Below are 23,072 nucleotides of genomic sequence, written 5' to 3'. Positions count from 1 at the left end.
CGAGCAACCGCCGACGTTGCGTTCTGCGGAGGCCTTGCTACGGGCGCAGCAGCACCTTCCCGACCACCTCGCCGTCGCGCACCCGGCGGTGCGCCTCGGCGGCGTCGGCGAGCGGCAGCACGCTGTCCACGACGGGTCGGACGCTGCCGTCGGCGACGAGCGGCCAGACGTGCTCCCGGACCGCGGCGACGATCGCGGCCTTCTCGTCGAGGGGCCGGGCGCGCAGGGTCGTGGCGCTGATCGTCGCGCGCTTCCGCATCATCGCGCCGAAGTCGAGCTCGCCCGTCCTGCCGCTGCCCGCCGCGATGACCGCGATGTGCCCGTTCGGCGCCAGGACGGCGAGGTGCTTCGCCAGGTAGTCCGCGCCGACGACGTCGAGCACGACGTCGACCCCGCGGCCGTCCGTGAACGCCAGGGCCCGCTCGACGAAGTCCTCGGTGCGGTGGTCGACGACCAGGTCCGCGCCGAGCTCCTGCGACGCCCGGACCTTCCGCTCGCCGCCGCTCGTCGCGATCACCCGGACACCCATGGCCTTCGCCAGCAGCACCGCGTGCGAGCCCATCCCGCCGGTGCCGCCGTGCACCAGGAGTGTCTGCCCGGCACGCAGGCCCGCAATCATCCCGAGGTTCGACCAGACCGTGCACGCCGCCTCGGGCAGCGCCGCGGCCTCGACCAGGTCGACGCCGTCCGGGACCGGGAGCACCTGCGCCGCCGGGACCGCCACGAGCGAGGCGTACCCGCCGCCGGACAGCAGGGCGCAGACCCGGTCGCCGACCGCGAACCCGGTCCCCCCGTCGCCCAGGGCACGGACGGTGCCGGAGACCTCGAGGCCGAGCACGTCCGAAGCGCCGGGCGGCGGCGGGTAGTTCCCGGCGACCTGCTGCAGGTCCGCGTTGTTCACCCCGGCCGCGGCGACCTCGACCAGGACCTCGCCGGGACCGGCCACCGGGTCCGGGAGCTCGTCGAGTCGGGGTGCGCCGTCGTGTGCCGTGATCGCCTGCATGCCCTCGACGCTAGCCCCGGGACCCGCGACCACCTGTGCGTCCGCCATGTACCGTCGACGGCGACCCGCGCACGACCGAGGCGCGGGCACGGACTCCAGGGGGACCCACATGGCCAGGAAGACCACCGCACTCGCGACCGCCGCACTCGCCGTCGCACTGCTCGCCGGCTGCTCGGCCGGCGGATCGGGCGGCAACGGCAACGGCAACAGCAGCGGGAGCGGCAGCGGCAGCACGGGACAGAGCAGCGCACCGAAGGCGTCGTCGCAGGCGTCGTCCCAGTCGAAGGCCGAGGCCTGCTCCGCCTTCCAGTCGAAGGTCGAGGACGCCGCGAAGGGCCTGCAGTCCCAGGTCTCCGCGCTGCAGTCCGACCCGAACGCCGCCGTCGCGAAGCTCAAGGAGTTCGACCAGTCGCTCTCCGACGGCGTCGACGCCGTGCAGAACACGGACGTGAAGCCGAAGGCCGAGGCGTTCCGCTCCGCCTACGACGAGATGCTCACCCAGATCGAGTCGATCGCGAAGGACCCGAAGTCCGCCGACCTCTCCGCCTTCACTGCGACGACGCAGAAGGTCCAGGACGCGGGCACCGAGTTCCAGAAGGTCTGCACGGCCTGACCCCGAGCCGCACGACGACGCCCCGCCCGGCACCACTGCCGGACGGGGCGTCGCTGCGCCGGGGGAGCGGGAGCGCGGCAGACGCGCCGCGCAGGACCTCGCGCCGCGCGCGCCGCAGCGCCCGTGCCTCAGGCCGCAGGCCGTGCGGCGTCGAGCCGGGCGACGTCCTCGTCGCGGAGCTTCACGGTCGCCGCGACGACCGAGTCCAGGATCGACTGCGGCCGGGACGCCCCCGGGATCGGCACGACGACGTCGCTCTTCCGCAGCTCCCACGCGAGCGCGACGACCTGCGGGGACACCCCGCGCTCCCGGGCGATGACCGCGAAGTCCTCGTACGCGGTGCCCAGGTCCGCGGCCTTCGCGATGCCGCCGAGCGGGCTCCAGGGCAGGAACGCGATGCCGAGCTCGTCGCACAGCTCCAGCTCGGGCTCACTCGACCGGAACGCGGGCGAGAACTGGTTCTGCACCGACGCCAGTCGCCCGCCGAGGACCTCGTTCGCCGTGCGGATCTGGTCCGGGTCGGCGTTCGAGATCCCCGCCATCCGGATGACCCCCTCGTCGAGCAGTTCGGCGAGCGCGCCGACCGAGTCGGCGTACGGGACCGCGGGGTCCGGCCGGTGGAACTGGTACAGCCCGACGGCGTCGACGCCGAGTCGCTTCGCCGAGGCCTTCGCCGCCTCCTTGAGGTACTCCGGCCGCCCGTCCTGCGCCCACGGCCCCGCCTCGGGGCGCAGGTGCCCGCCCTTCGTGGCGATGAGCACGGCGTCCGTGTCGCCGTGGAACTCGCGCACCGCCTTCGCGATGAGCGTCTCGTTGTGCCCCACCTCGTCGTGGCCGGCCAGGTGGTAGGCATCCGCGGTGTCGATGAGCGTGACGCCCGCCTCGAGCGCCGCGTGGATGGTCGCGATGGACCGCCGTTCGTCGGGCCGGCCCTCGATGGACATGGGCATGCCGCCCAGTCCGATCGCGCTGACCGACACGTCTCCGATGACTCGTTGCTTCATGTCGCCAGCATGCGCCCGTCCGTCGGGTGGGTGCCCAGTGTGCGCACGGCCGGGAGGCACGGTGCCCGTCCCACGGGTCGGCTCGCGTCCGCCGCCCAGACCGGTCCGGTCTGGTCGGGTCCGGGGCACGGGGCCGCTCGGTAGCATCGGCGCATGGCGTTCCGGTGGTGGCGACGACGGCGCTCCGAGGCGACCCCCGACACGAGCACACCGGCACCGGCGCCGGCACCCGTCGCGATCGACCCCGTGGCGCTCGCCGAGACGATCGACGCACTCGTCCTGCCCGGCTTCACCCCGTTCGAGGACGTCGTCGAGACGGTCGTCGAGGTGCACGAGGACGAGGTCGACGACCCGGAGACCCTCCGGCCGGTGGTCGAGCGGGCCGTCCGCGACCGCTGGGCCGCGCGCCTGACCGAGCAGCACGCGTGGGAGCCGGGATCCGGACAGTACGAGCGGCTCCGGGACGCCTTCGCCACGCTCCGCGAGCAGGGCTTCGTGACCGGCATGGCGGTCGGCGTCGACCAGGCCGACGGCGTCGCCGAGTGCGCGGACGCCCGGACGCCGGACCCGACCGCGCCGGACGGGCACCGGGAGTGGGCCTACGTGTTCTTCCACCAGCAGGACGCCGAGCGGCTGGCCGAGCCGACTGCGCTGCTGTACCTGGCCTACGGCGCCTTCCGACCGTCGCCCGACCTCGAGCCGGACCACGTCGCGCTCGCGGAGCAGTCCGCCGACGGGCGGGCCGTCCTGGGCCGGCACAGCCGCGTGAGTGCGGCCTCGGCGGTCGTGGCGGCCCTCGTCGACCACGGGCTCGACGCCGACTGGGACGGGCAGACCACGCAGCGCATCGCGGTGCGGATCGACCGCTGGCAGAAGCCCCTGCCGGCCTGAGCGTTCCTGGCGGTCAGCGCCGTGCCCAGGCGGGGGCGTGCTCCGGCAGCGGTCCGAACGCCACCGCCCGCGCGTAGAGGCCCCGCGCCGGGGGCACCCACCGGGCGAGCAGCACGGGCAGGAGCGGTGGCCCGCCCTGCAGCCGCCCGGCGAAGGCGCGCTCGAACACCACCCGGTGCAGGAACCGCTGCGCCGTCTGCACCACGACGGTCGGGGGCGTCCGACGGCGCTGCACGGCCCGGAGCGCGGGGTCGAGGGCCCGGCCGCGCAGCCCCTGCCGGAGTGCGGGGACCAGGGCGGTGGCGGTCGCGACCGCGTCCTGCACGGCCAGGTTGATGCCGACCCCGCCGGCCGGGGACATCGCGTGCGCGGCGTCGCCGATGCAGAGCAGCCCGGGACGCCACCAGCGACGGAGCCGGTCGGTCCGGACGTCGAGCACGTGCACGTCGTCCATCGACCGGATGCCCTCCACCCGGTCGGCGAAGTCCGGTCGCAGCCGCGCGATCCGCGCCCGGAAGGCCTCGACGCCCGCGGCACGCAGGGCGGCGTCGGACCCCTTCGGCGCGAAGTACGCGACCTGGTGGTACCCCTGCCGCGGGAAGGCGAGCAGGACGTCTCGACCGGTGAAGGCCGGCACGAGCGCGGTCGCGTCGTCGTCCTCGTGGCGGGGCAACCGGAACCACCACGTGTCGAACCCGACCGGGAAGCGTCGCGGACGCAGTCCCGCCGCGGCACGCAACACCGAGTTCCGGCCGTCGCACGCGATGACCACGTCGGCGCGCAGCTCCTCGGGCTCGCCGCCGTCGCGCGGCGTCAGGTGCACGCCGGTGACCAGCCCGTCCTCCACGATCAGGTCGGAGGCCGCGGTGCCCATGGTGATGGTGAACGAGGGCTCCTGGCGCGCCGCGGTGGTGAGCAGGTCGAGCAGGTCCCACTGCGGCACCATCGCGACGTGGTCGTACGGCGGACGGAGCCGCGAGAACTCGCCGAGCACGAGCCGTGACCCGTCCGGCCGGGGCAGCGAGAAGTCGTCGAGGCGCGACTGTGGGAGCGCCCGGAACCGGTCGCCGAGCCCGAGCTCGTCGAGCAGTCGGATGGTCGAGGCGTGCACGGTGTCGCCGCGGAAGTCGCGGTTGAAGTCGTGATGCGACTCGACGACCCGCACGTCGACGCCGGCCCGAGCGACGAGCAGCCCGAGCACCACACCGGCGGGGCCGCCCCCGACGACGGCGACCGACGTCCGCGAGACCCTCACGGTGCTGCGGTCGCGGTCCCTGCCGTCCCGACACCGTCCGCCGCGTCGGCGAACACCACGCCGCCCCAGGTGATCACGGCGATCGCCAGGACGAAGCCGATCGCGGCGATCCACCACGACGAGCGCCGCCGGAGCCAGGCGCCGATCGTCAGCACCACGGTCGCGACGCCGACGATGAAGGCGCCGCCGACCGCGACGGCCGTCCCGCCGAGGTAGCCGCCGGGCGAGCACCCGGTCGCGGCGTCGCACCCAGCGGTGGCGGAGACGAGCGCGACGATGCCGACGACCGCCGTGACGAGCGTCATCACGGCGCCGAACACGAGCAGGAGCACGGTCGACACCCGGTCGGCGATGCGCCCGGCGGGGAACAGTGTCGTCCCGCCGCGCGCCCACTCGGCCCGCTGCTGGGCGTCGCGGTCGTGGGGACCGCCGGTGGGCGAGGACTGCGGCGGACCGCCGGGCACGTTCGACCAGGTCATGGGGACCGGTCTACCGCGCCTCGACCCCGAACGCCTGGGCGAGTCGCTGGATCTTCTGCGCACGGCCGAGTCGCGGCAGGTCGGAGCCGTCGCGGATCACCCGGCCCCGGGCCTCGAAGTCGTCGAGGAAGTCCTGCGCCCAGGCCACGTCGGTCGGCGTGGGGGAGATGACCTCGTTGATGACCGGGAGCTGCTCGGTGTCCAGGCAGAGCTTGCCGGTCAGGCCGAGGGACACCGCCACCTGCGACTGCTCACGCAGGATCGCGTGCGCGGACCCGACCGTCGGGCCGTCGATCGGCCCGGGCAGGTCGCCGACGCGGGACGCCACGACGAGCCGGGAGCGCGGGCACGCCATCGCCATCGTGTCGGCGGAGGTGCCGGTGTCACGGCGGTAGTCGCCGGAGCCGAACGCCAGTCGGAAGGCGCCCTGCGCGCGGGCGATCGACGTCGCCTCCTCGATGCCGAGCGCCGACTCGACGAGCGCGATCACGGGCGTGTGGCCGCCGAGCCGGTGCCACGTGTCGGTGACCTGTGCGGGCGACTCGGTCTTCGCGAGCATGACGCCCTGCAGGCCGGGCAGGCCGCGGAGCTCCTCGACGTCGTCCGCCCAGAAGTCCGTCGTGACGTCGTTGATCCGCACCCAGGCCTCACCGCCGCCGGCGAGCCACGAGGCCACCGTCTGGCGGGCGCCCGGCTTGGCGGCGGGGTCGACCGCGTCCTCGACGTCGAGGATGATCTGGTCGGCCCGGGACCGCTGCGCCCGCTCGAACCGGTCGGCGGCGGTGCCGGGGACGAGGAGCCACGAACGGGAGATCTCGGCGGGGACCGATCGACGCCGGTCCGGCGCAGGGGTGGACGTGGTGGTGCGGTCGTCGATGGCCATGTCCACGTTGGTACCACACGCGGGTGGCGGGGGAGCCCGACCGTCCCGGGGCGGCCCGGAATCCCGGAAACCTCGGTTCATTGCCAGAGAGGGCGGTCGCTTCCGCCTACAGTGTCCGATGTGTGGCGAGCGGACAGGGTGACCGACGACGAGGGCGACGCGAACGGCGACGTCCCCGCGCGCGGCCGCGCCGTGCCCGCCGACGGCCGGGGGGAGCAGGACGACCAGCAGGTGGAGCAGGGAGCGAACGTCGTGACGGACGAACCGGACCGGACCCTGCGGCCGGAGCTGCAGCTCACGAGTCCGCAGGCGATCAGCCTGGGTGATCCGCGCCTCCAGGCCGGCAACGCCGCGGAACCCGCGTGGGACGCGTGGCGGAAGCAGCTGACCGGGGTCGGCGGCGTCAGCCCCCTCACGCACTTCAGCGACCACCCGCGCACCCGCATCGAGCTCTCGACCACCCACCCGGGTGGCCTCGCGCAGTTCATCACCGGCAAGACCACCCTGCTCTCCAGCCTGATCCGCGACGAGGTGGCGCTCCGCGCCGCCCGCGTCGCCGCCGCCCGGGTCGAGGAGAAGGGCACCGAGCTCGCCACGGTCCGCGGCATCGACGCGGTCGAGCTCGGCATCGGCATGGCCGACTGGACGCACGCCGACGAGCACTTCCGCGGCCCCGTGCTCCTCCGCCCGCTGGCCATCCGACGCCACGGCCGCGACTTCGAGGTCCGTCTGCTCGGCGAACCCGTCCTGAACCCGGGCCTCGCCGACGCCCTGCACGAGCAGTACGGCGTCATCCTCGACGCGCAGTCCTTCGTCGCTCTCGCGCAGCAGGACGGCTCGTTCACGCCGAACCCGGTCATCGACCGGCTCCGCGGCCTGACCGCGCACATCCCCGGCTTCTCGGTGCACGCGCGCCTGGTCGTGTCGACCTTCGCCGAGGTCGCGAGCGGCCTGGTCGAGGACACCGAGGACCTGTCGCACCCGGTCCTCGACGCCCTCGCCGGCAACCCGAGCGCCAAGTGGCAGGTCGAGCAGTCGTACCACCCGGTCGAGCAGACGCCGTCGGACGAGCGCAGCCCCGAGACCGACACGCTCCTGCTCGACGCCGACGACGAGCAGGAGAACGTGATCGCGCAGATCACGGCCGGCAACTCGATCGTGGTGAAGACCCTCCCCGGCACCGGCGGCACGCAGACCATCGTGAACGCGCTCGGCGGGCTCGTCGCGGCGAACAAACGCGTCCTCGTGGTCAGCCCGCGCCGCGCGACCCTGCGGGGGATCGCCGCGCGCTTCGCCGAGGTGCAGCTCCCCGGGGTCGCCGTCACGCCGTCGACGCTCCGCCGTGACGTCGTCCGCGCGATCGCCCGGAACGAGAAGGCGTCCAGGCCGAACCTCCGCGAGGTCGACGACGCCCTGGTCCGGCTCCGCAAGGTCCTCACGGACTACCGCGGTTCGCTGACCCGGGTCGACCGGCACTTCCGCGTCTCCGTGCTCGACTGCCTGGTCGAGCTGTCCCGGCTCTCGCTCCTGCCGGTGCCGCCGTCGACGACCGCGCGCCTGTCGTCCACCTCGGTGACGAGCATGGTCGAGGGGCGTTCGCGCGTCGCCGAGACCATGGTCAGCGCGGCGAACCTCGGCGAGTTCCGCTACGGGCCCGACGACTCGCCCTGGTACGGCGCGAAGTTCGGCTCGAGCGACGGGGCGCAGCGGGCGCACCGCACCGCGCAGGACCTCGACGCCGACGGGCTGCCGACGCTGCTCCGGCGCGCGCAGGACCTCGTCGCCTCGACGCACATGCGGCAGTTCACGACCATCAACGAGCTCGGCATCTACCTCCGCCTGCTCACCGAGATCCGGGACACGCTCGACCGCTTCCTGCCCGTCGTGTTCGACCGCTCGGTCGCCGAGCTCGTCGCCGCCACCGCCCCGCGCGGCGAGGGCGCCCCGATGTCGTCCACGAACCGGCGCCGGCTGAAGAAGCTCGCGCGCGAGTACGTCCGCCCGGGCGTGCACGTGTCCGACCTGCACGAGGCCCTGACCCGCGTGCAGCAGCAGCGCGTGCTCTGGCAGCGGTACGTCGCCGCCGGCGTGAACCCCGAGGTGCCCACGGGCATCGGGGACGTCCAGGTGCTCTTCTCGAACGTCGTGCAGGACCTCGCGCGCCTGGACGAGCCGCTCGGCCGCACATCCCGCGAGACCCAGCTGGCCAACCTGCCCATCGACGAGCTCGTCCCCACGATCGCGCGCCTGGCCGAGGAGTCCGACGTCCTGCACAACCTGCAGGAGCGCACCGAGCTCATGCAGACCCTGCGCGACCTGCAGCTCGAGCCGCTCATCACCGACCTGGCGAACCGCCACGTCCCGGACACCCAGGTGCCCGCCGAGCTCGAGCTCGCGTGGTGGCAGTCCGCCCTCGAGACCATGCTCGAGTCCGACCGGGCGCTGCTCGGTGGCAACACCGACATGCTCGACCGCGTCGAGGCGGACTTCCGGCTCGTCGACGACGCGCACGCCGCCGGGGTGTCCCAGGGTCTGGCGTGGCAGCTCGCCGAGAACTGGAAGGTCGGTCTCGTCGACTGGCCGGAAGAGGCGACCGCACTCCGCACTCAGCTCAAGGAGGGCGCGATCACCTCGCGCCTGCTCCAGGACTCCGCGCCGCACCTGTCCCGGTCGATCGCGCCCGTGTGGCTCGCATCGCCGTACGAGGTCGCGCAGATCGCCGACACGATGCCGTTCGACACGGTCATCCTGGTCGACGCCGGCGCCGTCACGATCGCCGAGACCGTCGGTGCGATCCGTCGCGCCCGGCAGACGGTCGCGTTCGGCGACCCGGTGACGCAGACGCCGTCGCCGTTCCGGATCGCCGTCGACCCCGACCACCGCGCCCTGCAGGTGGACGAGGGCACGCTCGACGCCCTGCACGCCGACTCCGCGCTGGCGAAGCTCTCCACGCTGCTGCCGACCCTGTCGCTCACGCGGTCGTACCGCGCCGGCGGCGAGGACCTCGCCGAGCTCGTGAACCGGCGCTTCTACGGCGGCCGCATCGAGTCGCTGCCGTGGGCCGGGTCGTTCCTCGGGCACGGCTCGATCGCGATCGACTACGTCAGCGACGGCAAGGCGGTCCCGGACCCCGAGTCCGGCGCCGTCGAGAGCGTCGATGCCGAGGTGGACCGCGTCGTCCGGCTGGTCATGGAGCACGCCCGCACCCGGCCGTCCGAGTCGCTCATGGTCATCACGGCCTCCGCGAAGCACGCCGTCCGCGTCGAGCAGGCGGTCCTGACGGCCGCGCAGGGACACAAGGACCTCACCGAGTTCGTCATCGGCGACCGGGCCGAGCCGTTCATCGTCGCGACGCTCGAGCAGTCGGTCGCCCAGAGCCGCGACCGCGTCGTGTTCTCGATCGGCTACGGGCGGACGCCGCACGGCCGGGTCCTCCGCGACTTCGGGGCGCTCGGCAAGCCGGGCGGGGAGCGCCTGCTCGCCGTCGCGATGACCCGTGCGCGCCGCTCGATGGTCATCGTCACGTGCTTCCAGCCGTCCGACATCGAGGCCGAGCGGATGGGGCACGGCACCGTCGCGCTGGCCGAGATCCTCGCCGAGGTCCGCGCGCGCACCACGGCCGAGTACGTGCCGGACGACTCCGACCCGCTGCTCGTCGACCTGGCGCGACGCCTCGAGATGCGCGGCATCCCGGTGGCGCTCGGGCACCGCGGGAAGCTCGGCCTGGTGGCCGCGCACGGCGGGGTCTGCGTCACGATCGAGACCGACGCGTCGCTCGTCCGCGGGTCGCTCCGCGAGAGCCTGCGACTCCGTCCCGAGGTGCTCCGTCGACTCGGCTGGCACTACGTGCGTGTGCACGCCTTCCAGCTGTTCTCCGACCCGGACCGCGTCGCGGACACGGTCGCGTCGGTGCTCGGCGTCGACCGCGGGGCCACCCAGGAGATCAGCATCCCGCCGATCCCGGCCCGCCGATGAGCGCGTCGGATCTCGCGCCCCGCGTGCCCGCTCCGGGCCCCGCCCGCCGATGAGCCGCAGGGCGCACCGGCCCGCGGGACCGGTGACGCCCGACACGGACCAGCTGGTGGGCACGTGGACGCGGGCCGACGACGCGCCGGACCCCGCGCCTCCCGTCCGGCCGGCGGCTGCCGGACCGGAGACGGGGGACCGGCCTGGAGGCACGGCGCGACCCCGTCGGCGCGTCACCACCCAGCCGGTGCCGGGCAGCGACCCCGCTCCCGCACCGGAACCGCCGCGGCACCGCACGGGGGAGAACGACGACCAGCTCCGCCGCGACGTCCCCCCGCACTGGTGACGGGTAGCCTGGGACGCGATGACTGACACCGTGCGGCAGCGCCCCGACTGGCAGACGTGGCCGAACCTGATCACGGTGGTCCGCTTCCTGCTGATCCCGGTGTTCATCGGGCTCGTCGTCGCACACCACTCGGGCTGGGCCCTGGTGACCCTCGTCGTCCTCGGCGTGAGCGACTGGGCGGACGGGTTCATCGCGCGGAAGTTCGACCAGGGTTCGAAGCTCGGCAAGGCCCTCGACCCGATCGCCGACCGGCTCGCCATCATCGCGATCGTGCTGTCGCTCGTGCTCGTCGGACTGCTGCCGTGGCCGAGCGTCGCGATCATCGTGCTCGTCGACGCGGTGCTGGCGCTGCTGTCCGGGCTGTGGTTCCGTGGCGATCCCGACCTCGACGTCACCTGGACCGGCAAGGTGCGCTCGGCCCTGCTGTTCGTCGGCCTGCCGCTGCTGCTGTTCTCGTCGACGTCGTTCGCGGCCGACCACGACTGGGTGCGGGTCACCGCGCTCGTGTTCGTCTGGGCGGGGACGATCGGACACGTCGTCGCGGGCGTGCAGTACGCCAGGGCCCTCGCCGCGAAGCACCGCGCGGAGTCCCGCGCGCGCTGACGCGCCGCCCGCCATCGCGGGCGGATCGAACCACGAAACCGACGTGGAATCAGCACACGTGCATGGTTCGACGTCGGTTCCGTGGTTCGGAGCGGGGCGACCGCGGTCGCCCAGCGCGCTACAGCTTGGTCGTGCCGGCGATCCCCGGACCCTCGGGCGCGGTCGACGGGGCCACGTGCGCCCCGCCACCCGTGCCGACCGCGGCGCCGTTCTGCGTGCGCAGCAGGTCGCGGATCTCGAGCAGCACCTCGACGTCCGTCGGCGGGACGTCCTGCGGCGTCTGCTCCTGGTTCTTCTGCACCCGCTCGAAGGCGAGCTTCTTGAGGTGGTTCACCGGGAGCACGAGTGCGAAGTACACGACCGCCGCGACGATGACGAAGTTGATGACCGCGCCGATCACCGCGCCGAAGTACATCACCGCCTCGCCGCCCGAGACGGTCGGGATCGCGACGGGCAGCGCCTTGTCCAGGCTCGACGCGTTGAAGACCGCGCCGATCGCCGGGTTGATGACGGCGTTGACGATCGCGGTCACGATGGCGGTGAACGCCGCACCGATGACGACCGCGACGGCCAGGTCGATGACGTTCCCGCGGAGCAGGAACTCCTTGAAGCCCTTCACGCGGGCCTCCTTCCGTGTCGAGGAGACCCCACCGTACCGACGGGGACGAGTCCTCGTCAGGAGGCGCTGGGCGCGGCCGGCTTCGACTCGGTCTTCTTCGGTGCGGCCTTCGACGTGCTCGACGAGGAGTCACCGGACGACGAGCCGCCGGACGACGAGCCACCCGACGACGAGCCACCCGACGACGGGCCACCGGACGAGGGCGTCGACCGCGAGTCGGTGCGGTAGAAGCCGCCGCCGTTGAACGTCACGCCGACGGGGGAGAAGACCTTGCGCAGGACGCCCCCGCACACCGGGCACTCGGTGAGTGCGGCGTCGGAGAACGACTGCTTGACGTCGAAGGCGTTGTCGCACGCGGTGCAGCGGTACGAGTAGGTGGGCACCCTAGCTCCGGAAGGTGATGATGCGCGACGGCGTGATGATGCCGTCGACGGGTTCGTCGTGGGCCTCGCGCGGGACCTCGTCGAGGTACTCCGCGTCGAAGATCACAGCATAGACGGGCGGACGGTTCGCCATGGACCCGAGCGTCTTGTCGTAGTAGCCGCGGCCCCAGCCCATCCGGCAGCCGTCCCTCGCGACGGCGGCCGCGGGGGTCAGGATCGCGTCGACGTCGCCGAGGGCGAGTGGGGAGAGCACCTCGCCGACCACCTCGGGCATGCCCGACAGGCCCTCGCGCTCGGACTCGCCGTCGCCGACGGCCCAGTCGAGCAAGCCGTCCTCGCGGGTCACCGGCAGGAGCACCCGCACGCCGTGCTCGTGCGCCCAGTTCAGGAACGGTCGCACGTCGGGCTCGTCCGGCGCCGACAGGTACAGTGCGAGGGAGCGGACCTGCCGTTCCTCGACGAAGCGCTGCAGGGTCGCGGTCAGGGCGAGGCTGTCGCCGTCCCGTTCGGTCGCGGTCCGGGTGCGCCGGCGCTGCCGGAGCTCGGCCCGCAGGGCTCGCTTCTCGTTCCCGAGGTCGGCGGTCATGGCGAGGAGTCTAGCGAGCGGGCTCGATGCGGCTTCCCGCCGCTCGACGCGGGAAGCCGTGTCCCCAGCAGTGACGACATGCCCCGTGCAGGGGTCATCCGATACGTTCGACGGCATGGGCTTCCAGATTTCGAAGGCGGTGATCCCGGCCGCAGGCCTGGGCACGCGCTTCCTCCCCGCGACCAAGGCGATGCCGAAGGAGATGCTCCCGGTCGTCGACAAGCCGGCGATCCAGTACGTGGTGGAAGAGGCCGTCGGCGCCGGACTCACCGACGTCCTGATGATCACCGGGCGCAACAAGAACGCGCTCGAGAACCACTTCGACCACGTGTCCGAGCTCGAGGAGACCCTGAAGAAGAAGGGCGACCACGAGAAGCTCCAGAAGGTCAACCAGTCGACCGACCTCGCCGACATGCACTACGTCCGCCAGGGCGACCCGCTCGGCCTCGGCCACGCGGTGCTCCGGGCCAAGATGCACGTCGGGCGCGAGCCGTTCGCGGTCCTGCTCGGTGACGACATCATCGACGCCCGCGACCCGCTCCTCAAGCGCATGATCGAGGTCCAGGGCGAGAAGAACGCGACGATCGTCGCGCTCCTCGAGGTCCCGGCCTCGCAGACCCACATGTACGGCATCGCGACGGTCGAGGAGACCGACACCGACGACGTCGTGAAGATCACCGGCCTGGTCGAGAAGCCCCCGCAGGGCGAAGCCCCCTCGAACCTCGCCATCATCGGCCGCTACGTCATCCGCCCCGAGGTCTTCGACGTCCTCGAGAAGCAGGAGCCGGGCAAGGGCGGCGAGATCCAGCTCACCGACGCCCTCATGAAGATGGCCGGCGCCGAGGAGTGGACCGGCGGCGTGTACGGCGTCGTGTTCCGTGGACGTCGGTACGACACCGGTGACAAACTCGACTACATCAAGGCGATCGTGCAGCTCGCCTCGGACCGCGATGACCTCGGCCCCGACCTCAAGTCGTGGCTCAAGGAGTTCAACGCGGGCGAATAGCCGACCCCGTGCGAACGGGTCCGGGGGTCACCCCCGGGCCCGTTCGTGCATCCACCCGGCCGACCACCGGGTACCGGAGGAACCACAGCGATGACGACGATCCCGACCCTGTCCCACGGGCGGGTCACCATCCGGCCCCTCCGCCTCCGGGACACACGCGACCTCGACGTCGCCCTGGCCTCGAACCGCAGCTGGCTCCGGACGTGGGAGGCCACGAACCCGTCCGGCCACGTGTCGACGGACGTCCGCGGCAGCATCCGCGCGCTGCAGGCCAACGCCCGCGCCGGGCTCGGGCTCCCGTTCGCGATGGAGCTCGACGGTCGCTTCGTCGGCCAGCTCAACGTGTCCGGCATCTCCTACGGCTCCCTCGCGAGCGCGTCGATCGGCTACTGGGTCGTCGAGGACGCCGCCGGGCACAACGTGACCCCGATCGCCGTCGCGATGGCCGTCGACCACTGCTTCCGGGTCGTCGGCATCCACCGCATCGAGATCTGCATCCGTCCGGAGAACGCCCCCAGCCTGCGGGTCGTCGAGAAGCTCGGCTTCCGGTACGAGGGACTCCGCCGCCGCTACATCCACATCAACGGCGACTGGCGCGACCACTTCTGCTTCGCCCTCGTCGCGGAGGAGGTCCGCGAGGGCGTCCTCGACCGCTGGGTGGCGGGTCGCGTCCCGGCCGGCGTCGGCAGCGTGCCGCTGGCGGCCCGCGACGAGGCCGCCATGCCGCTCGACACCCGTCCCCGCATCCAGTGACCGCGCGCATCCAGTGACGGCCGGGAGGCGCGCCCCGCCTCCACCGGATCCGTCGCGACCCGCGCAACACGCGACCGGCAATCACCCGCCAGGGGAACCCGCACCCCTACCGTTGCCCCATGGCAGGTATCGGCTCCTGGGGCGGCGGCATCGTCCTGCTCATCGCGGCCGTGCTCTGGGTCGTCTACCTGATGCCCTCGTGGGCCGCCCGACGCCAGTACCTCGCCACCGAGCGCAACGCCATCCGGCTGCAGCAGACCCTCCGCATCCTCGCCCAGACCGCCGAGCTGCCGGACGAGGTCCGCGTCGAGATGAACGCCCGGTCGCTCGCCGAGGCGCAGCGCGTCGCGCGGTCCGAGGAAGCGAAGCGCGCCGCGATCGTCCGCGCCCACGAGGCTGCTCGGCAGCGTGAGATCACCCGGCGACTCGCCGAGCAGCAGCCCCAGCTCGAGCGTGTGTCGGCCGTCCCCGCACTGACCGCCCGTCGGATGCGACGGTCCCGGCTCGGCGCGACGACCTTCGGCGCGATCGGCCTCGTCGTCGCGCTCGTCGTCCTCGTCGCCGCACCGTCCGCGTGGCTCGTGGCGGTCGCCGGACTCGTCGCGGCCGGAGCGTCCGCCGCCGTGCTCGCCCAGCTGCACCAGGTCGCCCAGGCGCGGAAGGCGCGTGCCGCAGCCGGCGCTGCCGACGCGCGCCGTGCCTCCCGGCCGTCGACCACGTGGACGGACCCGGCGCCGCCGCTGCCCACGGAACAGCAGACGGAGCCCACGCGCGACCGCACCTGGACTCCGCCGGCTGCCGTCCCGAAGCCGCTCTACGTCGAGCGCCCCGCCGCACCGACCCCCTCGCCGGAGTCGTCCGCGGAGCTCGCCGCACGGCTGCGGGAGCGCGTCGCCGCGGCGAAGGCCGAGGCGGACGCCGAGGCCGCGGCGATCCGCGCCGCCGAGACGGACCCTTCGCTCGCCAGGGTGTCGCGGATGCGGCCGGACGTCGAGGAAGCGGTCGCCTCGCTCTCCGCGCACGACCAGGGCCGGCTCGCCGAGCGGCTCGGACTGCGGGCGCCCGCGCCGGAGCCGCGCGGGCAGGAGACCGCCGCTGCCCCGACCGCCGAGCCCGTGGCGGAACCGGCCCCGCCGAGCCGCTGGGCGGGCATGGGCGTGCTCGACGAGGACGGCTTCCAGCAGGCCGACCTCGACGCGATCATGCGTCGCCGTCGCGCGGTCTGACCGGAGTCGACCGCGCGGCACGCCCGAGTGGGTCGGACCGATTTCGGATCGTCCGTGACGTGGTGCTAGTGTGGTCGAGCACTCGGGGCTATGGCGCAGTTGGTAGCGCGTCTCGTTCGCAATGAGAAGGTCAGGGGTTCGAATCCCCTTAGCTCCACTCCGAGTCAGAAGGCCACCCCGCGGGGTGGCCTTCTGCTTCTCCGGCCTGCTGCCGGTGCTCGGTCAGCTCGCGATGCTGTCCGTCAGGATCCCGGCCTGGGTGAGCTCGGCGTGGATCGCGTTCGCAGCCTGCTCGAACGCGCGGTTGCCGCGGGAGATCCCGATCGCACCGCCCTTCAGCGCGGACTTGCCGGAACCGCGGAGCAGGCGGGCGACCGTGCGTCCGTCGGGCGCGACCATCACCTGCACGTCGAGTCGGGTGTGGAACGTGCGGTCGTTCGCGAGGCCGCCGATGAGCAGCGTGAGGCCGAGGCTGCCACGGGTGGCCTGCAGGGCGCCCTGCTCACCGTCGACGACGGCGTACCCCTCGCGGACGAGGGCGTCGCGGACGCGGGCTCGGGTGGACTCGGGGTCGGCGGCGACGAAGAAGTCGTGGCTCTCGGGCATGGTCTGATCCTTCCGGTGCTGGTCGGGTTGCTACGGGTGATCCTGCCGCACCGTCGCCTACCCTGGACAGGTCATGTCTTCCTCGTTCACGCGTCGTTCGCTGCTCTCGCTCGCCGGTGTCGCCGGCATCGGCCTCGCCGTGGCCGCCTGCTCCCGTGGTGGGGACGGCGGATCGGACCCCACCGGGGCCGCCTCGGGCCGTGCGTCCGGCGGGTCCGGCAGCGCGGCCGGCACGGCGACACCCGCGGCCTCCTCGCTCGAGCCGGCGCAGGTGCCGCTCGCCGGCGGGGTCACGGTCACGATCGCGGGGACCGGCCTCGGTGCCGTCCGGGGGGTCACGGTCGGCGGGGTCGCCGCGCGGGACGTGCAGGCCTCGGCGACCAAGGTGACCTTCACGGTTCCGCACCAGGCGATGTACACCGCCGGAGCCGCGGACGTCGCACTCTTCACCACCGCGATCGAGCCTTCGCCGTCGGCGAACCGCTCGTCGGACGGCAACGGCAGCGCCGCGAACGACGGTCAGGCGGGGGCGACGCAGGACGACGCCACCGCGACGCCGAGCCCGACCGTCGCACCGGTGCCGGACGCGTCGACCGCCGTCGCGACGAGCTCGCTGACGTACGCGGCCCTGACCGACGTGGACCGGCAGCTCGAGTACGCGATGGCCCACTGGGAGGACTACAACACCGCCGAGTACGGCACCATGAACCCGATCGGCGGTGACTGCGCGAACTACGTCAGCCAGACGCTGATCGCGCGTGGATGGCAGCAGCGGAGCGACTGGTACAACCGGGACGGCGGGGCGCAGCACAGTGCGACGTGGACCTACTGCCCGTCGATGGACCCGTGGCTCAGCGCGAACGCGTCGACGTTCGGTCTGACCCGTCGGCCCCTCGACGAGCGCAGCAAGGTCAAGGTCGGGGACATCGTCTTCTACGACTGGAACGCGAATCAGTCACCCGACCACGTGACGATCGTGTCCGAGGTGTTCACCGAGCCGGACGGCACCGTCCGCATCAAGTCGGCGAGCCACAACCAGGACGGGCCCTACCGGGACCTCGACGAGATGATCACCGTGCAGCACCCGGGCGGCACCGCCTGGTTCCACACGTTCGACGCGTAGCCGCCGCCGCGCGCGCGTTCGGGCGGGCCGCCGGGCCGCCGCGGGCGCCCGCACAACCGGAAGCACGCCGCGCCACGGAACTCAGTTGTTCGGCGTGCTTCCCGTTGTGCGCAGACACGCCGAACAAGCCGCGGCCCGCCCCGCACGCGCGCCGCGCTGCCCCGCGCCGCCGCGGCTCACGGGTACCCGAGGAACCACAGCAGCACCACGGCCACCGGCTGCAGGCACACCCCGACCACGAGCCACCCCACCGCCCGCCGCCGCGTCGCCGTGAACGCGTCCGCCCCGAAGAGCGGAGCCGTCGGCATGAGCAGCCGCGGCAGGCTCTGCTGCGGCAGGAACACCGCGACGAGGTACAGCGCGTACGCCGCCGTGAACGACACCACGTCGACCCCCAGGGCACGGACGCCCCGCCGGGTCCAGAACCAGACGGCCCCGGCGAGCACGACGACCACCAGGACGATCCCGGCCGGCCCGAGCCAGGTCCCCGCCATCGTGAACCACGGCGTCAGGGGCGCGAAGTGCTGCCGACCGACGAACCCCACCCACCACGACAGCTCGGTGTCCAGGTACGCGTCCGGTCGTCCGGTCACCGCCGAGGCGACCACGGGCCACGCCAGACCGGCCGCCGCGATCCCGAGCCCCGCGACGACGATCGCCACCGCGTCCCGCGCCGGCAGCGCCCGACGCTCGCGTGTCCACCGCACGACCAGGTGCACCGCGAGCGCGACCGCGAGCGCGAGGACCCCCGGCTTCGTGAACGCCGCCACCAGCCCGAGCGGCAGCACGGCCCAGTACCGCCGCCGCACGAGCGCGAGGAGCGCCCCGAAGAGCAGCAGCAGGAAGGTGCTCTCCGCGTAGGCCACCTGGAGCAGGAACCCGGTGGGCCCGAACGCGAACAGGGCGGTCGCCCACCGCGCGCGCCCGACGTCGGCGACCGCCGCGACGAGCCGGTAGAGCACCACGCACGCCCCGGCCCCCGCGAGCGTCGCGACGAGCACCCCGGCCACCCAGAAGGACCCGCCGACGAGCGGCTGCACCGCGCGTACGAACGTCGGGAACACCGGCAGGAACGCCCAGGCGTTCGGGAGCACGTGCCCGTCCTGGTCGAGTGGGAGCACGGCCGGGTAGCCGCGTTCCGCGATGGTCCGGTAGAAGGACGCGTCCCAGGAGCCGAGGAACGACCAGAACGTGCCCTCCCGGCGGTGGGACGCGAACGTCCAGCCCTGCGCGGTGGCGATCAGCCAGACGCCGAGCAGCAGGACGGTGCTGACCACGCGCGAGGCCAGCCACACGAGCAGGGGAGCCGTCCACCCGCTGTGCCGCGCCTCCAGTCCGTCCGTCACCACGCGTCGGACGCGGGTCGGCAGACCCGGCCGGGAGGCGCGGGTCGGCTCCGCCAGGTCGGTCACCGCCCGATCCTCCCACCTCCGCGCGCGCCGGTGCGCTGTCCGGTCACCGCACGCGGTCAGGTTCCGTCAGCGGAGCGGGCGTTGCATCGAGCACGTTCCACGGAAACCAACGACAGGAGGCACCATGCCCTTCATCACCGTCGGCGCCGAGAACGGCCACGACATCGACCTGCACTACGACGACCTCGGCACGGGCGACCCCGTGGTCCTCATCCACGGCTGGCCGCTCTCCGGCCGCTCGTGGGAGGGCCAGGTCCCCGCACTCGTCGAGGCCGGCCACCGCGTCATCGCCTACGACCGCCGTGGCTTCGGCCAGTCGTCGCAGCCGTGGGGCGGCTACGACTACGACACGTTCGCGGCCGACCTCGACAAGCTCATCACCGAGCTCGGCCTGTCGGACGTCACCCTCATCGGCTTCTCGATGGGCGGCGGCGAACTGGCACGCTACGTCTCGACCTACGGGACGTCGAAGGTGAAGAAGCTCGTCTTCGCGAGCGCCGTGCCGCCGTACCTGTGGAAGTCGGACGACAACCCGGACGGGGCCGTCGACCAGGACCTCGCAGACTGGTTCGCGAACGGCATCACCGGGGACCGCCCGGCGTTCCTGCACCAGTTCGTCGACATGTTCTACACGCCGGGGGAGTCCGGGGAGCCCGTGGTCTCCGCCGACCAGCGCGCGTACGACCTGGCGATCGCCGAGCTCGCGTCGCCGAAGGGCACGCTCGACTGCACCGTTGCGTTCGCGACGACCGACTTCCGCGACGACCTGACGAAGATCGACGTCCCGACGCTCGTCATCCACGGCGACTCGGACGGGATCGTGCCGTTCGAGGCCTCTGGGAAGCGCACCGCCGAGGCGATCCCGGACGCGCAGACGCACGTCATCGAGGGCGGCCCGCACGGCGTGCTCGCGTCGCACACGGACGAGTGGAACGAGGCAGTCCTGCGCTTCCTCGCTTCCTGAGGCGCTCCCGGCTCGCAAGACGCAACGTGGGCGGTTTCCCGCAGCGACATTCCGCTGCGAGGAGCCGCCCACGTTGCGTTCTGCGGGGTCAGGCGCCGGTGACCGCCCGTCGGATGCGCTCGATCGGCACCTTCGGGGTCCGGTCGGCGTTCAGCAGGCCGTTCGTCTCCTGCAGCGTGTCGGTGAGCTGCGTCCAGCACGACCCCGCGAGGAACGAGCTCGCCCGGACGCCGTCGTACAGCGCCGTGATGCGCGCGATCCAGTCGTCGCCGTCGACGGCCGAGGTGTACCCCCACCCGTCCTCCCGCTGCGCCCCCGGCTGGTAGTCCACCCCGCCGAACTCGGTCAGCATGACGGGCTGCCCACGGTCCACCGCACCGCCGACCAGGATCCGCCGGTCAGCGGGCCCCCGTCCGCCGAGCAGGGCCGTCCGGGCTGCGTCGTCGGCGTAGGTCGCCGCGAGCCGCGAGCCGTCGCCCTCGTAGTCGTGCACCGTGACGATGTCCGAGTCGGGGTGCTCCCACCCGTCGTTGGAGACGACCGGCCGCGTCGCGTCGAGGGCCCGGGTGACGTCGGCCAGCGCCCGGGCGTACGCCTGCTGCGCCGGGTCGGTCGCGATCTGCTGCACGCCCCAGCTCTCGTTCGCGGGCACCCACGTGACGATCGACGGGTGCGACGCGTCGCGCTCGACGGCGTCCATCCACTCCCGCACCAGCCGTTGCACCGCGAGCGGGGAGAACGCGTACGCCCCTGGTGCCTCACCCCAGACGAGCAGCCCGAGCCGGTCGGCCCAGTACAGGAACCGTGGGTCCTCGATCTTCTGGTGGTTCCGGGCCGCGGTGAAGCCGAGCTCCTTGATGAGCTCGACCTCGCGCCGGAGTGCCGCGCGGGACGGTGCGGCGAGGTGCGACTCCGGCCAGTAGCCCTGGTTCAGGACGCTCCGGACGTCGTACGCGCGCCCGTTGAGCAGGAACGCGCCGCCGTCCAGCCCGACCGTCCGGACACCGAAGTAGCTCGCCACGGCGTCGACGGGGGTGACCCCGTCCTGCAGCAGCGTGACGGTGGCGTCCACGAGCCGCGGGGTCTCCGGGCTCCACGTCAGCTCGTCCGCCGCCTGCCCGTTCGTCTGCCGGGTGACCGGCACGGTCACGTCGACCTCGTCCGCGGTGGCCGGGACGCTGGTCTCGACGCGCGCGATCCGCTCGCCCTGCTCCTCCCACCAGGCCTCGACCCGGACCCGCTCGTCCGTCCGGCGCTCGCCGCGGAGCCGCACGGTCAGGCGCACGGTGGCGTGGTCGACGTTCGTCCACCGCAGGGCCGCGACGGAGCGGGACGGGACCGCCTCGAGCCACACCGTCTGCCAGATCCCGGTCGTCCGGCGGTACCAGATGGCGTGCGGGTACTCGTGCCAGTCCTGCTTGCCGCGGGGCTGCGTCACGTCGTGCGGGTCGTCCTCGGCACGGACCACGAGCAGGTGCCCGCCGTCCGGGGTGTCACTGTCCGGGGCGCTGCCGAGCGCCTCGGTCACGTCGAGCACGAACGGGGTGTGGCCGCCCTCGTGCTCCCCGATGAACTGCCCGTCGATCCACACCCGCGCGCGGTGGTCGACGGCACCGAAGTGCAGCAGGAGTCGGTCCCGGTCGGCGCCGAGTCCGGCGGCCGTGAGCTCCTCGCGACCGATCGTCCTGGCGTACCAGACGACGGCGTGGAAGCCGGGTTCGTCGATGCCGGACGCCGCGGACTCCGGCGGGAACGGCACGGTGATCTCCCGCGCGTCGGGGAAGCCGTTCCGCCAGGCGGGGTCGTCGCCGGTGTTCCGGAACGACCACGTCCCGTCGAGGTCGGCCCACTCGCCGCGGAGGAGCTGGGGGCGGGGGTACTCGCCGTCCTGGCGGGACGCGAGCGGGAGGTCAGGTGCGGCGACGGTGCCGTCGAGCGTGCTCATGGGTCCATGCTGCCGCCGAAGTACATCGTTGTAAAGCAATGTGCATCGTTGTTGAGCACTGCGGGTGCCTTCACGGCGACCGCCGCGTACCGTCCATCCCATGAGCGCCGAGGCACCCGACCAGGTCAGCGACCGCACGCTCGAGGGCTGGATCGCCCGGCAGCGCTGGTACACCGCGAAGGGCAGCACCCCGGCGCTGCACACCATCGCGCAGACCGACGGCACCCGGCTCGTCCTCGACGACGCCCCGACGGGCCCCGTCCTGTACCAGGTGCCCGTCTCCGGCGGTGGACCGGACGCCGACCCGGTCGACGCCACCACCGACACCGCTTGGGTGCAGCAGCTCGCCGCGCGCATCGACGCCGACCCCGCGAGCCTCCGCCCGATCGGCCGCGTCACGGCATCGCGCGTGCTGTCCGGCGAGCAGTCGAACACCTCGGTCATCTGCGACACCGCCGACGGCGCGCGGGTGATCGTCAAGGTCTTCCGCGTCCTGCACCACGGCGACAACCCCGACGTGACGACGCAGCTCGCGCTCTCGGCGGCCGGCAGCGCGCGCGTCCCGACCGTGTACGGCGCGCTCCGGGCGAGCTGGCCGGACACCGGTCGTCCGGACGGCACCGCGACCGGGCACCTCGCGTTCGCGCAGGAGTTCCTCCCCGGGCTCGACGACGCCTGGCGCGTGGCCCTGACCGACGCCCGCGAGGGCAACCCGTGGGACGACCACGCGCAGCGGCTGGGGGAGGCCCTCGCCGAGGTGCACCGCACCCTCGCCCAGGCCCTGCCGACGGAACCCGCGGACGACGCGCGCCGTGCCGCGGCCGTCGCGACGATGCACGCGCGCCTGGACGCCGCCGTCCGCGAGGCCCCGACGGTGGAACCCCACGTCGACGCCGTCCGCTCGGTCTACGGGCGCGCCGCGGCCGCGCGGTGGCCGGACCTGCAGCGCATCCACGGCGACCTGCACCTCGGGCAGGTCCTCGCCGCGCCGGAGCCCCGCGGCTGGGTGTTCCTGGACTTCGAGGGCGAGCCGCTCCGCCCGCTGACCGAGCGGTCCCTGCCCGACGTGACGCTCCGCGACGTCGCCGGGATGCTCCGCTCGTTCGACTACGTCGCGGGCTCGCTCGCGCACGACGCCACGTTCGTGGACGCCGGCGCGTGGGCGCACACCGCCCGGGCCGCGTTCCTCGACGGCTACCAGCGGGGGACCGGGACGGACCTGCGGGAGCACCGGGAGCTGCTCGACGCCTTCGAGCTCGACAAGGCCGTGTACGAGGTCGTCTACGAGACCCGCAACCGCCCGGACTGGGCCGGGATCCCGCTCGCGGCGGTCGCGCGGCTCGCAGCGCGCAGCGCTGCTTGACGGGAGCAGAGCGCGCGCAGCGCTGCTCGACAGGAGCAGTGCG

The 23,072-nt window shown here is 73.3% G+C and carries 21 protein-coding genes and 1 tRNA gene; 11 read left to right on the top strand and 11 right to left on the bottom strand.

Annotation, left to right across the window (positions count from 1 at the left end; genetic code table 11):
* Positions 1–37 precede the first annotated feature (37 nt).
* On the bottom strand, positions 38–1,003 hold the full coding sequence (locus FB462_RS15850; RefSeq protein ID WP_141862937.1) for an NAD(P)H-quinone oxidoreductase: 966 nt from the start codon (positions 1,001–1,003) through the stop codon (positions 38–40).
* Positions 1,004–1,112: 109 nt separating this feature from the next.
* Between FB462_RS15850 and FB462_RS15845 the strand changes: the two genes are divergently transcribed.
* Positions 1,113–1,616 carry a hypothetical protein gene (locus tag FB462_RS15845; RefSeq protein ID WP_114849499.1) on the top strand — a complete coding sequence of 168 codons (504 nt, stop codon included), beginning with the start codon at positions 1,113–1,115 and terminating at the stop codon, positions 1,614–1,616.
* 128 nt (positions 1,617–1,744) lie between these two features.
* Here FB462_RS15845 and FB462_RS15840 read toward each other — a convergent pair whose 3' ends face one another.
* Positions 1,745–2,620, bottom strand: a complete 876-nt coding sequence (locus FB462_RS15840; RefSeq protein ID WP_141862935.1) for an aldo/keto reductase — start codon at positions 2,618–2,620, stop codon at positions 1,745–1,747.
* A gap of 153 nt (positions 2,621–2,773) precedes the next feature.
* Between FB462_RS15840 and FB462_RS15835 the strand changes: the two genes are divergently transcribed.
* Entirely contained in the window at positions 2,774–3,511 is a 738-nt protein-coding gene (locus tag FB462_RS15835; protein WP_141862933.1) for a DUF6891 domain-containing protein, read from the top strand.
* 13 nt (positions 3,512–3,524) lie between these two features.
* Here the strand turns inward: FB462_RS15835 and FB462_RS15830 are convergent, their stop codons facing one another.
* From FB462_RS15830 to FB462_RS15820, 3 genes are read right to left on the bottom strand one after another with little or no spacing between them, the layout of a single operon-like run.
* Entirely contained in the window at positions 3,525–4,766 is a 1,242-nt protein-coding gene (locus tag FB462_RS15830) for an FAD-dependent oxidoreductase (protein WP_141862931.1), read from the bottom strand.
* A complete protein-coding gene (locus FB462_RS15825) occupies positions 4,763–5,245 on the bottom strand; it encodes a DUF6264 family protein (protein ID WP_141862929.1) in 483 nt (160 codons plus the stop codon). The genes FB462_RS15830 and FB462_RS15825 overlap by 4 nt, the downstream gene beginning before the upstream one ends.
* A gap of 10 nt (positions 5,246–5,255) precedes the next feature.
* A complete protein-coding gene (locus FB462_RS15820; protein WP_141862927.1) occupies positions 5,256–6,128 on the bottom strand; it encodes an HpcH/HpaI aldolase/citrate lyase family protein in 873 nt (290 codons plus the stop codon).
* A 138-nt stretch (positions 6,129–6,266) separates the two neighbouring features.
* Here FB462_RS15820 and FB462_RS15815 point away from each other — a divergent pair, with 138 nt between their 5' ends.
* Together FB462_RS15815 and FB462_RS15810 are read left to right on the top strand one after the other, a co-directional pair.
* Complete coding sequence (locus tag FB462_RS15815; RefSeq protein WP_141862924.1) at positions 6,267–10,103, top strand: AAA family ATPase; 3,837 nt, start codon at positions 6,267–6,269, stop codon at positions 10,101–10,103.
* Positions 10,104–10,458: 355 nt separating this feature from the next.
* Entirely contained in the window at positions 10,459–11,043 is a 585-nt protein-coding gene (locus tag FB462_RS15810; protein WP_114849505.1) for a CDP-alcohol phosphatidyltransferase family protein, read from the top strand.
* Between the two features lie 118 nt (positions 11,044–11,161).
* Here the strand turns inward: FB462_RS15810 and mscL are convergent, their stop codons facing one another.
* Genes mscL through FB462_RS15795 form a run of 3 tightly spaced genes read right to left on the bottom strand, consistent with a single transcriptional unit; the run spans position 11,162 to position 12,631 of the window.
* Complete coding sequence (gene mscL / locus FB462_RS15805; RefSeq protein ID WP_058743106.1) at positions 11,162–11,662, bottom strand: large conductance mechanosensitive channel protein MscL; 501 nt, start codon at positions 11,660–11,662, stop codon at positions 11,162–11,164.
* 56 nt (positions 11,663–11,718) lie between these two features.
* Positions 11,719–12,045 carry an FmdB family zinc ribbon protein gene (locus tag FB462_RS15800; protein WP_141862922.1) on the bottom strand — a complete coding sequence of 109 codons (327 nt, stop codon included), beginning with the start codon at positions 12,043–12,045 and terminating at the stop codon, positions 11,719–11,721.
* Position 12,046: 1 nt separating this feature from the next.
* Positions 12,047–12,631, bottom strand: a complete 585-nt coding sequence (locus FB462_RS15795; protein ID WP_141862920.1) for a 5-formyltetrahydrofolate cyclo-ligase — start codon at positions 12,629–12,631, stop codon at positions 12,047–12,049.
* Positions 12,632–12,746: 115 nt separating this feature from the next.
* Between FB462_RS15795 and galU the strand changes: the two genes are divergently transcribed.
* The 4 genes from galU (at position 12,747) to FB462_RS15775 (ending at position 15,773) form a co-directional block, all read left to right on the top strand.
* Positions 12,747–13,637, top strand: coding sequence for a UTP--glucose-1-phosphate uridylyltransferase GalU (gene galU / locus FB462_RS15790; protein ID WP_141862918.1), 891 nt, complete (start codon positions 12,747–12,749; stop codon positions 13,635–13,637).
* A 90-nt stretch (positions 13,638–13,727) separates the two neighbouring features.
* Positions 13,728–14,390 carry a GNAT family N-acetyltransferase gene (locus FB462_RS15785; RefSeq protein WP_141862916.1) on the top strand — a complete coding sequence of 221 codons (663 nt, stop codon included), beginning with the start codon at positions 13,728–13,730 and terminating at the stop codon, positions 14,388–14,390.
* Between the two features lie 119 nt (positions 14,391–14,509).
* Positions 14,510–15,616: a hypothetical protein gene (locus tag FB462_RS15780; protein ID WP_114849509.1), complete on the top strand. Its 1,107-nt coding sequence runs from the start codon at positions 14,510–14,512 to the stop codon at positions 15,614–15,616.
* Positions 15,617–15,700: 84 nt separating this feature from the next.
* Positions 15,701–15,773 (top strand) — tRNA-Ala (locus tag FB462_RS15775).
* Between the two features lie 65 nt (positions 15,774–15,838).
* Here the strand turns inward: FB462_RS15775 and FB462_RS15770 are convergent.
* Positions 15,839–16,222, bottom strand: a complete 384-nt coding sequence (locus FB462_RS15770; RefSeq protein WP_114849510.1) for a hypothetical protein — start codon at positions 16,220–16,222, stop codon at positions 15,839–15,841.
* 73 nt (positions 16,223–16,295) lie between these two features.
* Here FB462_RS15770 and FB462_RS15765 point away from each other — a divergent pair, with 73 nt between their 5' ends.
* A complete protein-coding gene (locus FB462_RS15765) occupies positions 16,296–17,345 on the top strand; it encodes an amidase domain-containing protein (protein ID WP_114849511.1) in 1,050 nt (349 codons plus the stop codon).
* Positions 17,346–17,521: 176 nt separating this feature from the next.
* Here the strand turns inward: FB462_RS15765 and FB462_RS15760 are convergent, their stop codons facing one another.
* On the bottom strand, positions 17,522–18,757 hold the full coding sequence (locus tag FB462_RS15760; RefSeq protein ID WP_188868866.1) for a hypothetical protein: 1,236 nt from the start codon (positions 18,755–18,757) through the stop codon (positions 17,522–17,524).
* Positions 18,758–18,881: 124 nt separating this feature from the next.
* Between FB462_RS15760 and FB462_RS15755 the strand changes: the two genes are divergently transcribed.
* Positions 18,882–19,721: an alpha/beta fold hydrolase gene (locus FB462_RS15755; protein ID WP_114849512.1), complete on the top strand. Its 840-nt coding sequence runs from the start codon at positions 18,882–18,884 to the stop codon at positions 19,719–19,721.
* Between the two features lie 88 nt (positions 19,722–19,809).
* On the opposite strand, the gene FB462_RS15750 is transcribed toward FB462_RS15755, so the two are convergent.
* Positions 19,810–21,666 (bottom strand): glycoside hydrolase family 2 protein, encoded by a 1,857-nt coding sequence (locus tag FB462_RS15750; protein WP_114849513.1) that lies wholly within the window; start codon positions 21,664–21,666, stop codon positions 19,810–19,812.
* Between the two features lie 100 nt (positions 21,667–21,766).
* Here FB462_RS15750 and FB462_RS15745 point away from each other — a divergent pair, with 100 nt between their 5' ends.
* Positions 21,767–23,029, top strand: a complete 1,263-nt coding sequence (locus FB462_RS15745) for a phosphotransferase (RefSeq protein WP_058742095.1) — start codon at positions 21,767–21,769, stop codon at positions 23,027–23,029.
* Positions 23,030–23,072 lie beyond the last annotated feature (43 nt).

This window comes from Curtobacterium citreum (assembly GCF_006715175.1).
GTDB lineage: Bacteria > Actinomycetota > Actinomycetes > Actinomycetales > Microbacteriaceae > Curtobacterium > Curtobacterium citreum.
The sequence above is the reverse complement of the archived record's forward strand: the minus strand, read 5'-3'. Positions and strand labels throughout refer to the sequence as shown.

What these genes read in the sequence shown, in the direction of transcription:
- FB462_RS15850 (WP_141862937.1), bottom strand. Translation starts at nt 1,003, where the DNA reads ATGCAGGCGATCACGGCACACGACGGCGCACCCCGACTCGACGAGCTC.
- FB462_RS15845 (WP_114849499.1), top strand. Translation starts at nt 1,113, where the DNA reads ATGGCCAGGAAGACCACCGCACTCGCGACCGCCGCACTCGCCGTCGCA.
- FB462_RS15840 (WP_141862935.1), bottom strand. Translation starts at nt 2,620, where the DNA reads ATGAAGCAACGAGTCATCGGAGACGTGTCGGTCAGCGCGATCGGACTG.
- FB462_RS15835 (WP_141862933.1), top strand. Translation starts at nt 2,774, where the DNA reads ATGGCGTTCCGGTGGTGGCGACGACGGCGCTCCGAGGCGACCCCCGAC.
- FB462_RS15825 (WP_141862929.1), bottom strand. Translation starts at nt 5,245, where the DNA reads ATGACCTGGTCGAACGTGCCCGGCGGTCCGCCGCAGTCCTCGCCCACC.
- FB462_RS15820 (WP_141862927.1), bottom strand. Translation starts at nt 6,128, where the DNA reads ATGGCCATCGACGACCGCACCACCACGTCCACCCCTGCGCCGGACCGG.
- FB462_RS15810 (WP_114849505.1), top strand. Translation starts at nt 10,459, where the DNA reads ATGACTGACACCGTGCGGCAGCGCCCCGACTGGCAGACGTGGCCGAAC.
- FB462_RS15795 (WP_141862920.1), bottom strand. Translation starts at nt 12,631, where the DNA reads ATGACCGCCGACCTCGGGAACGAGAAGCGAGCCCTGCGGGCCGAGCTC.
- galU (WP_141862918.1), top strand. Translation starts at nt 12,747, where the DNA reads ATGGGCTTCCAGATTTCGAAGGCGGTGATCCCGGCCGCAGGCCTGGGC.
- FB462_RS15785 (WP_141862916.1), top strand. Translation starts at nt 13,728, where the DNA reads ATGACGACGATCCCGACCCTGTCCCACGGGCGGGTCACCATCCGGCCC.
- FB462_RS15780 (WP_114849509.1), top strand. Translation starts at nt 14,510, where the DNA reads ATGGCAGGTATCGGCTCCTGGGGCGGCGGCATCGTCCTGCTCATCGCG.
- FB462_RS15770 (WP_114849510.1), bottom strand. Translation starts at nt 16,222, where the DNA reads ATGCCCGAGAGCCACGACTTCTTCGTCGCCGCCGACCCCGAGTCCACC.
- FB462_RS15765 (WP_114849511.1), top strand. Translation starts at nt 16,296, where the DNA reads ATGTCTTCCTCGTTCACGCGTCGTTCGCTGCTCTCGCTCGCCGGTGTC.
- FB462_RS15755 (WP_114849512.1), top strand. Translation starts at nt 18,882, where the DNA reads ATGCCCTTCATCACCGTCGGCGCCGAGAACGGCCACGACATCGACCTG.
- FB462_RS15750 (WP_114849513.1), bottom strand. Translation starts at nt 21,666, where the DNA reads ATGAGCACGCTCGACGGCACCGTCGCCGCACCTGACCTCCCGCTCGCG.
- FB462_RS15745 (WP_058742095.1), top strand. Translation starts at nt 21,767, where the DNA reads ATGAGCGCCGAGGCACCCGACCAGGTCAGCGACCGCACGCTCGAGGGC.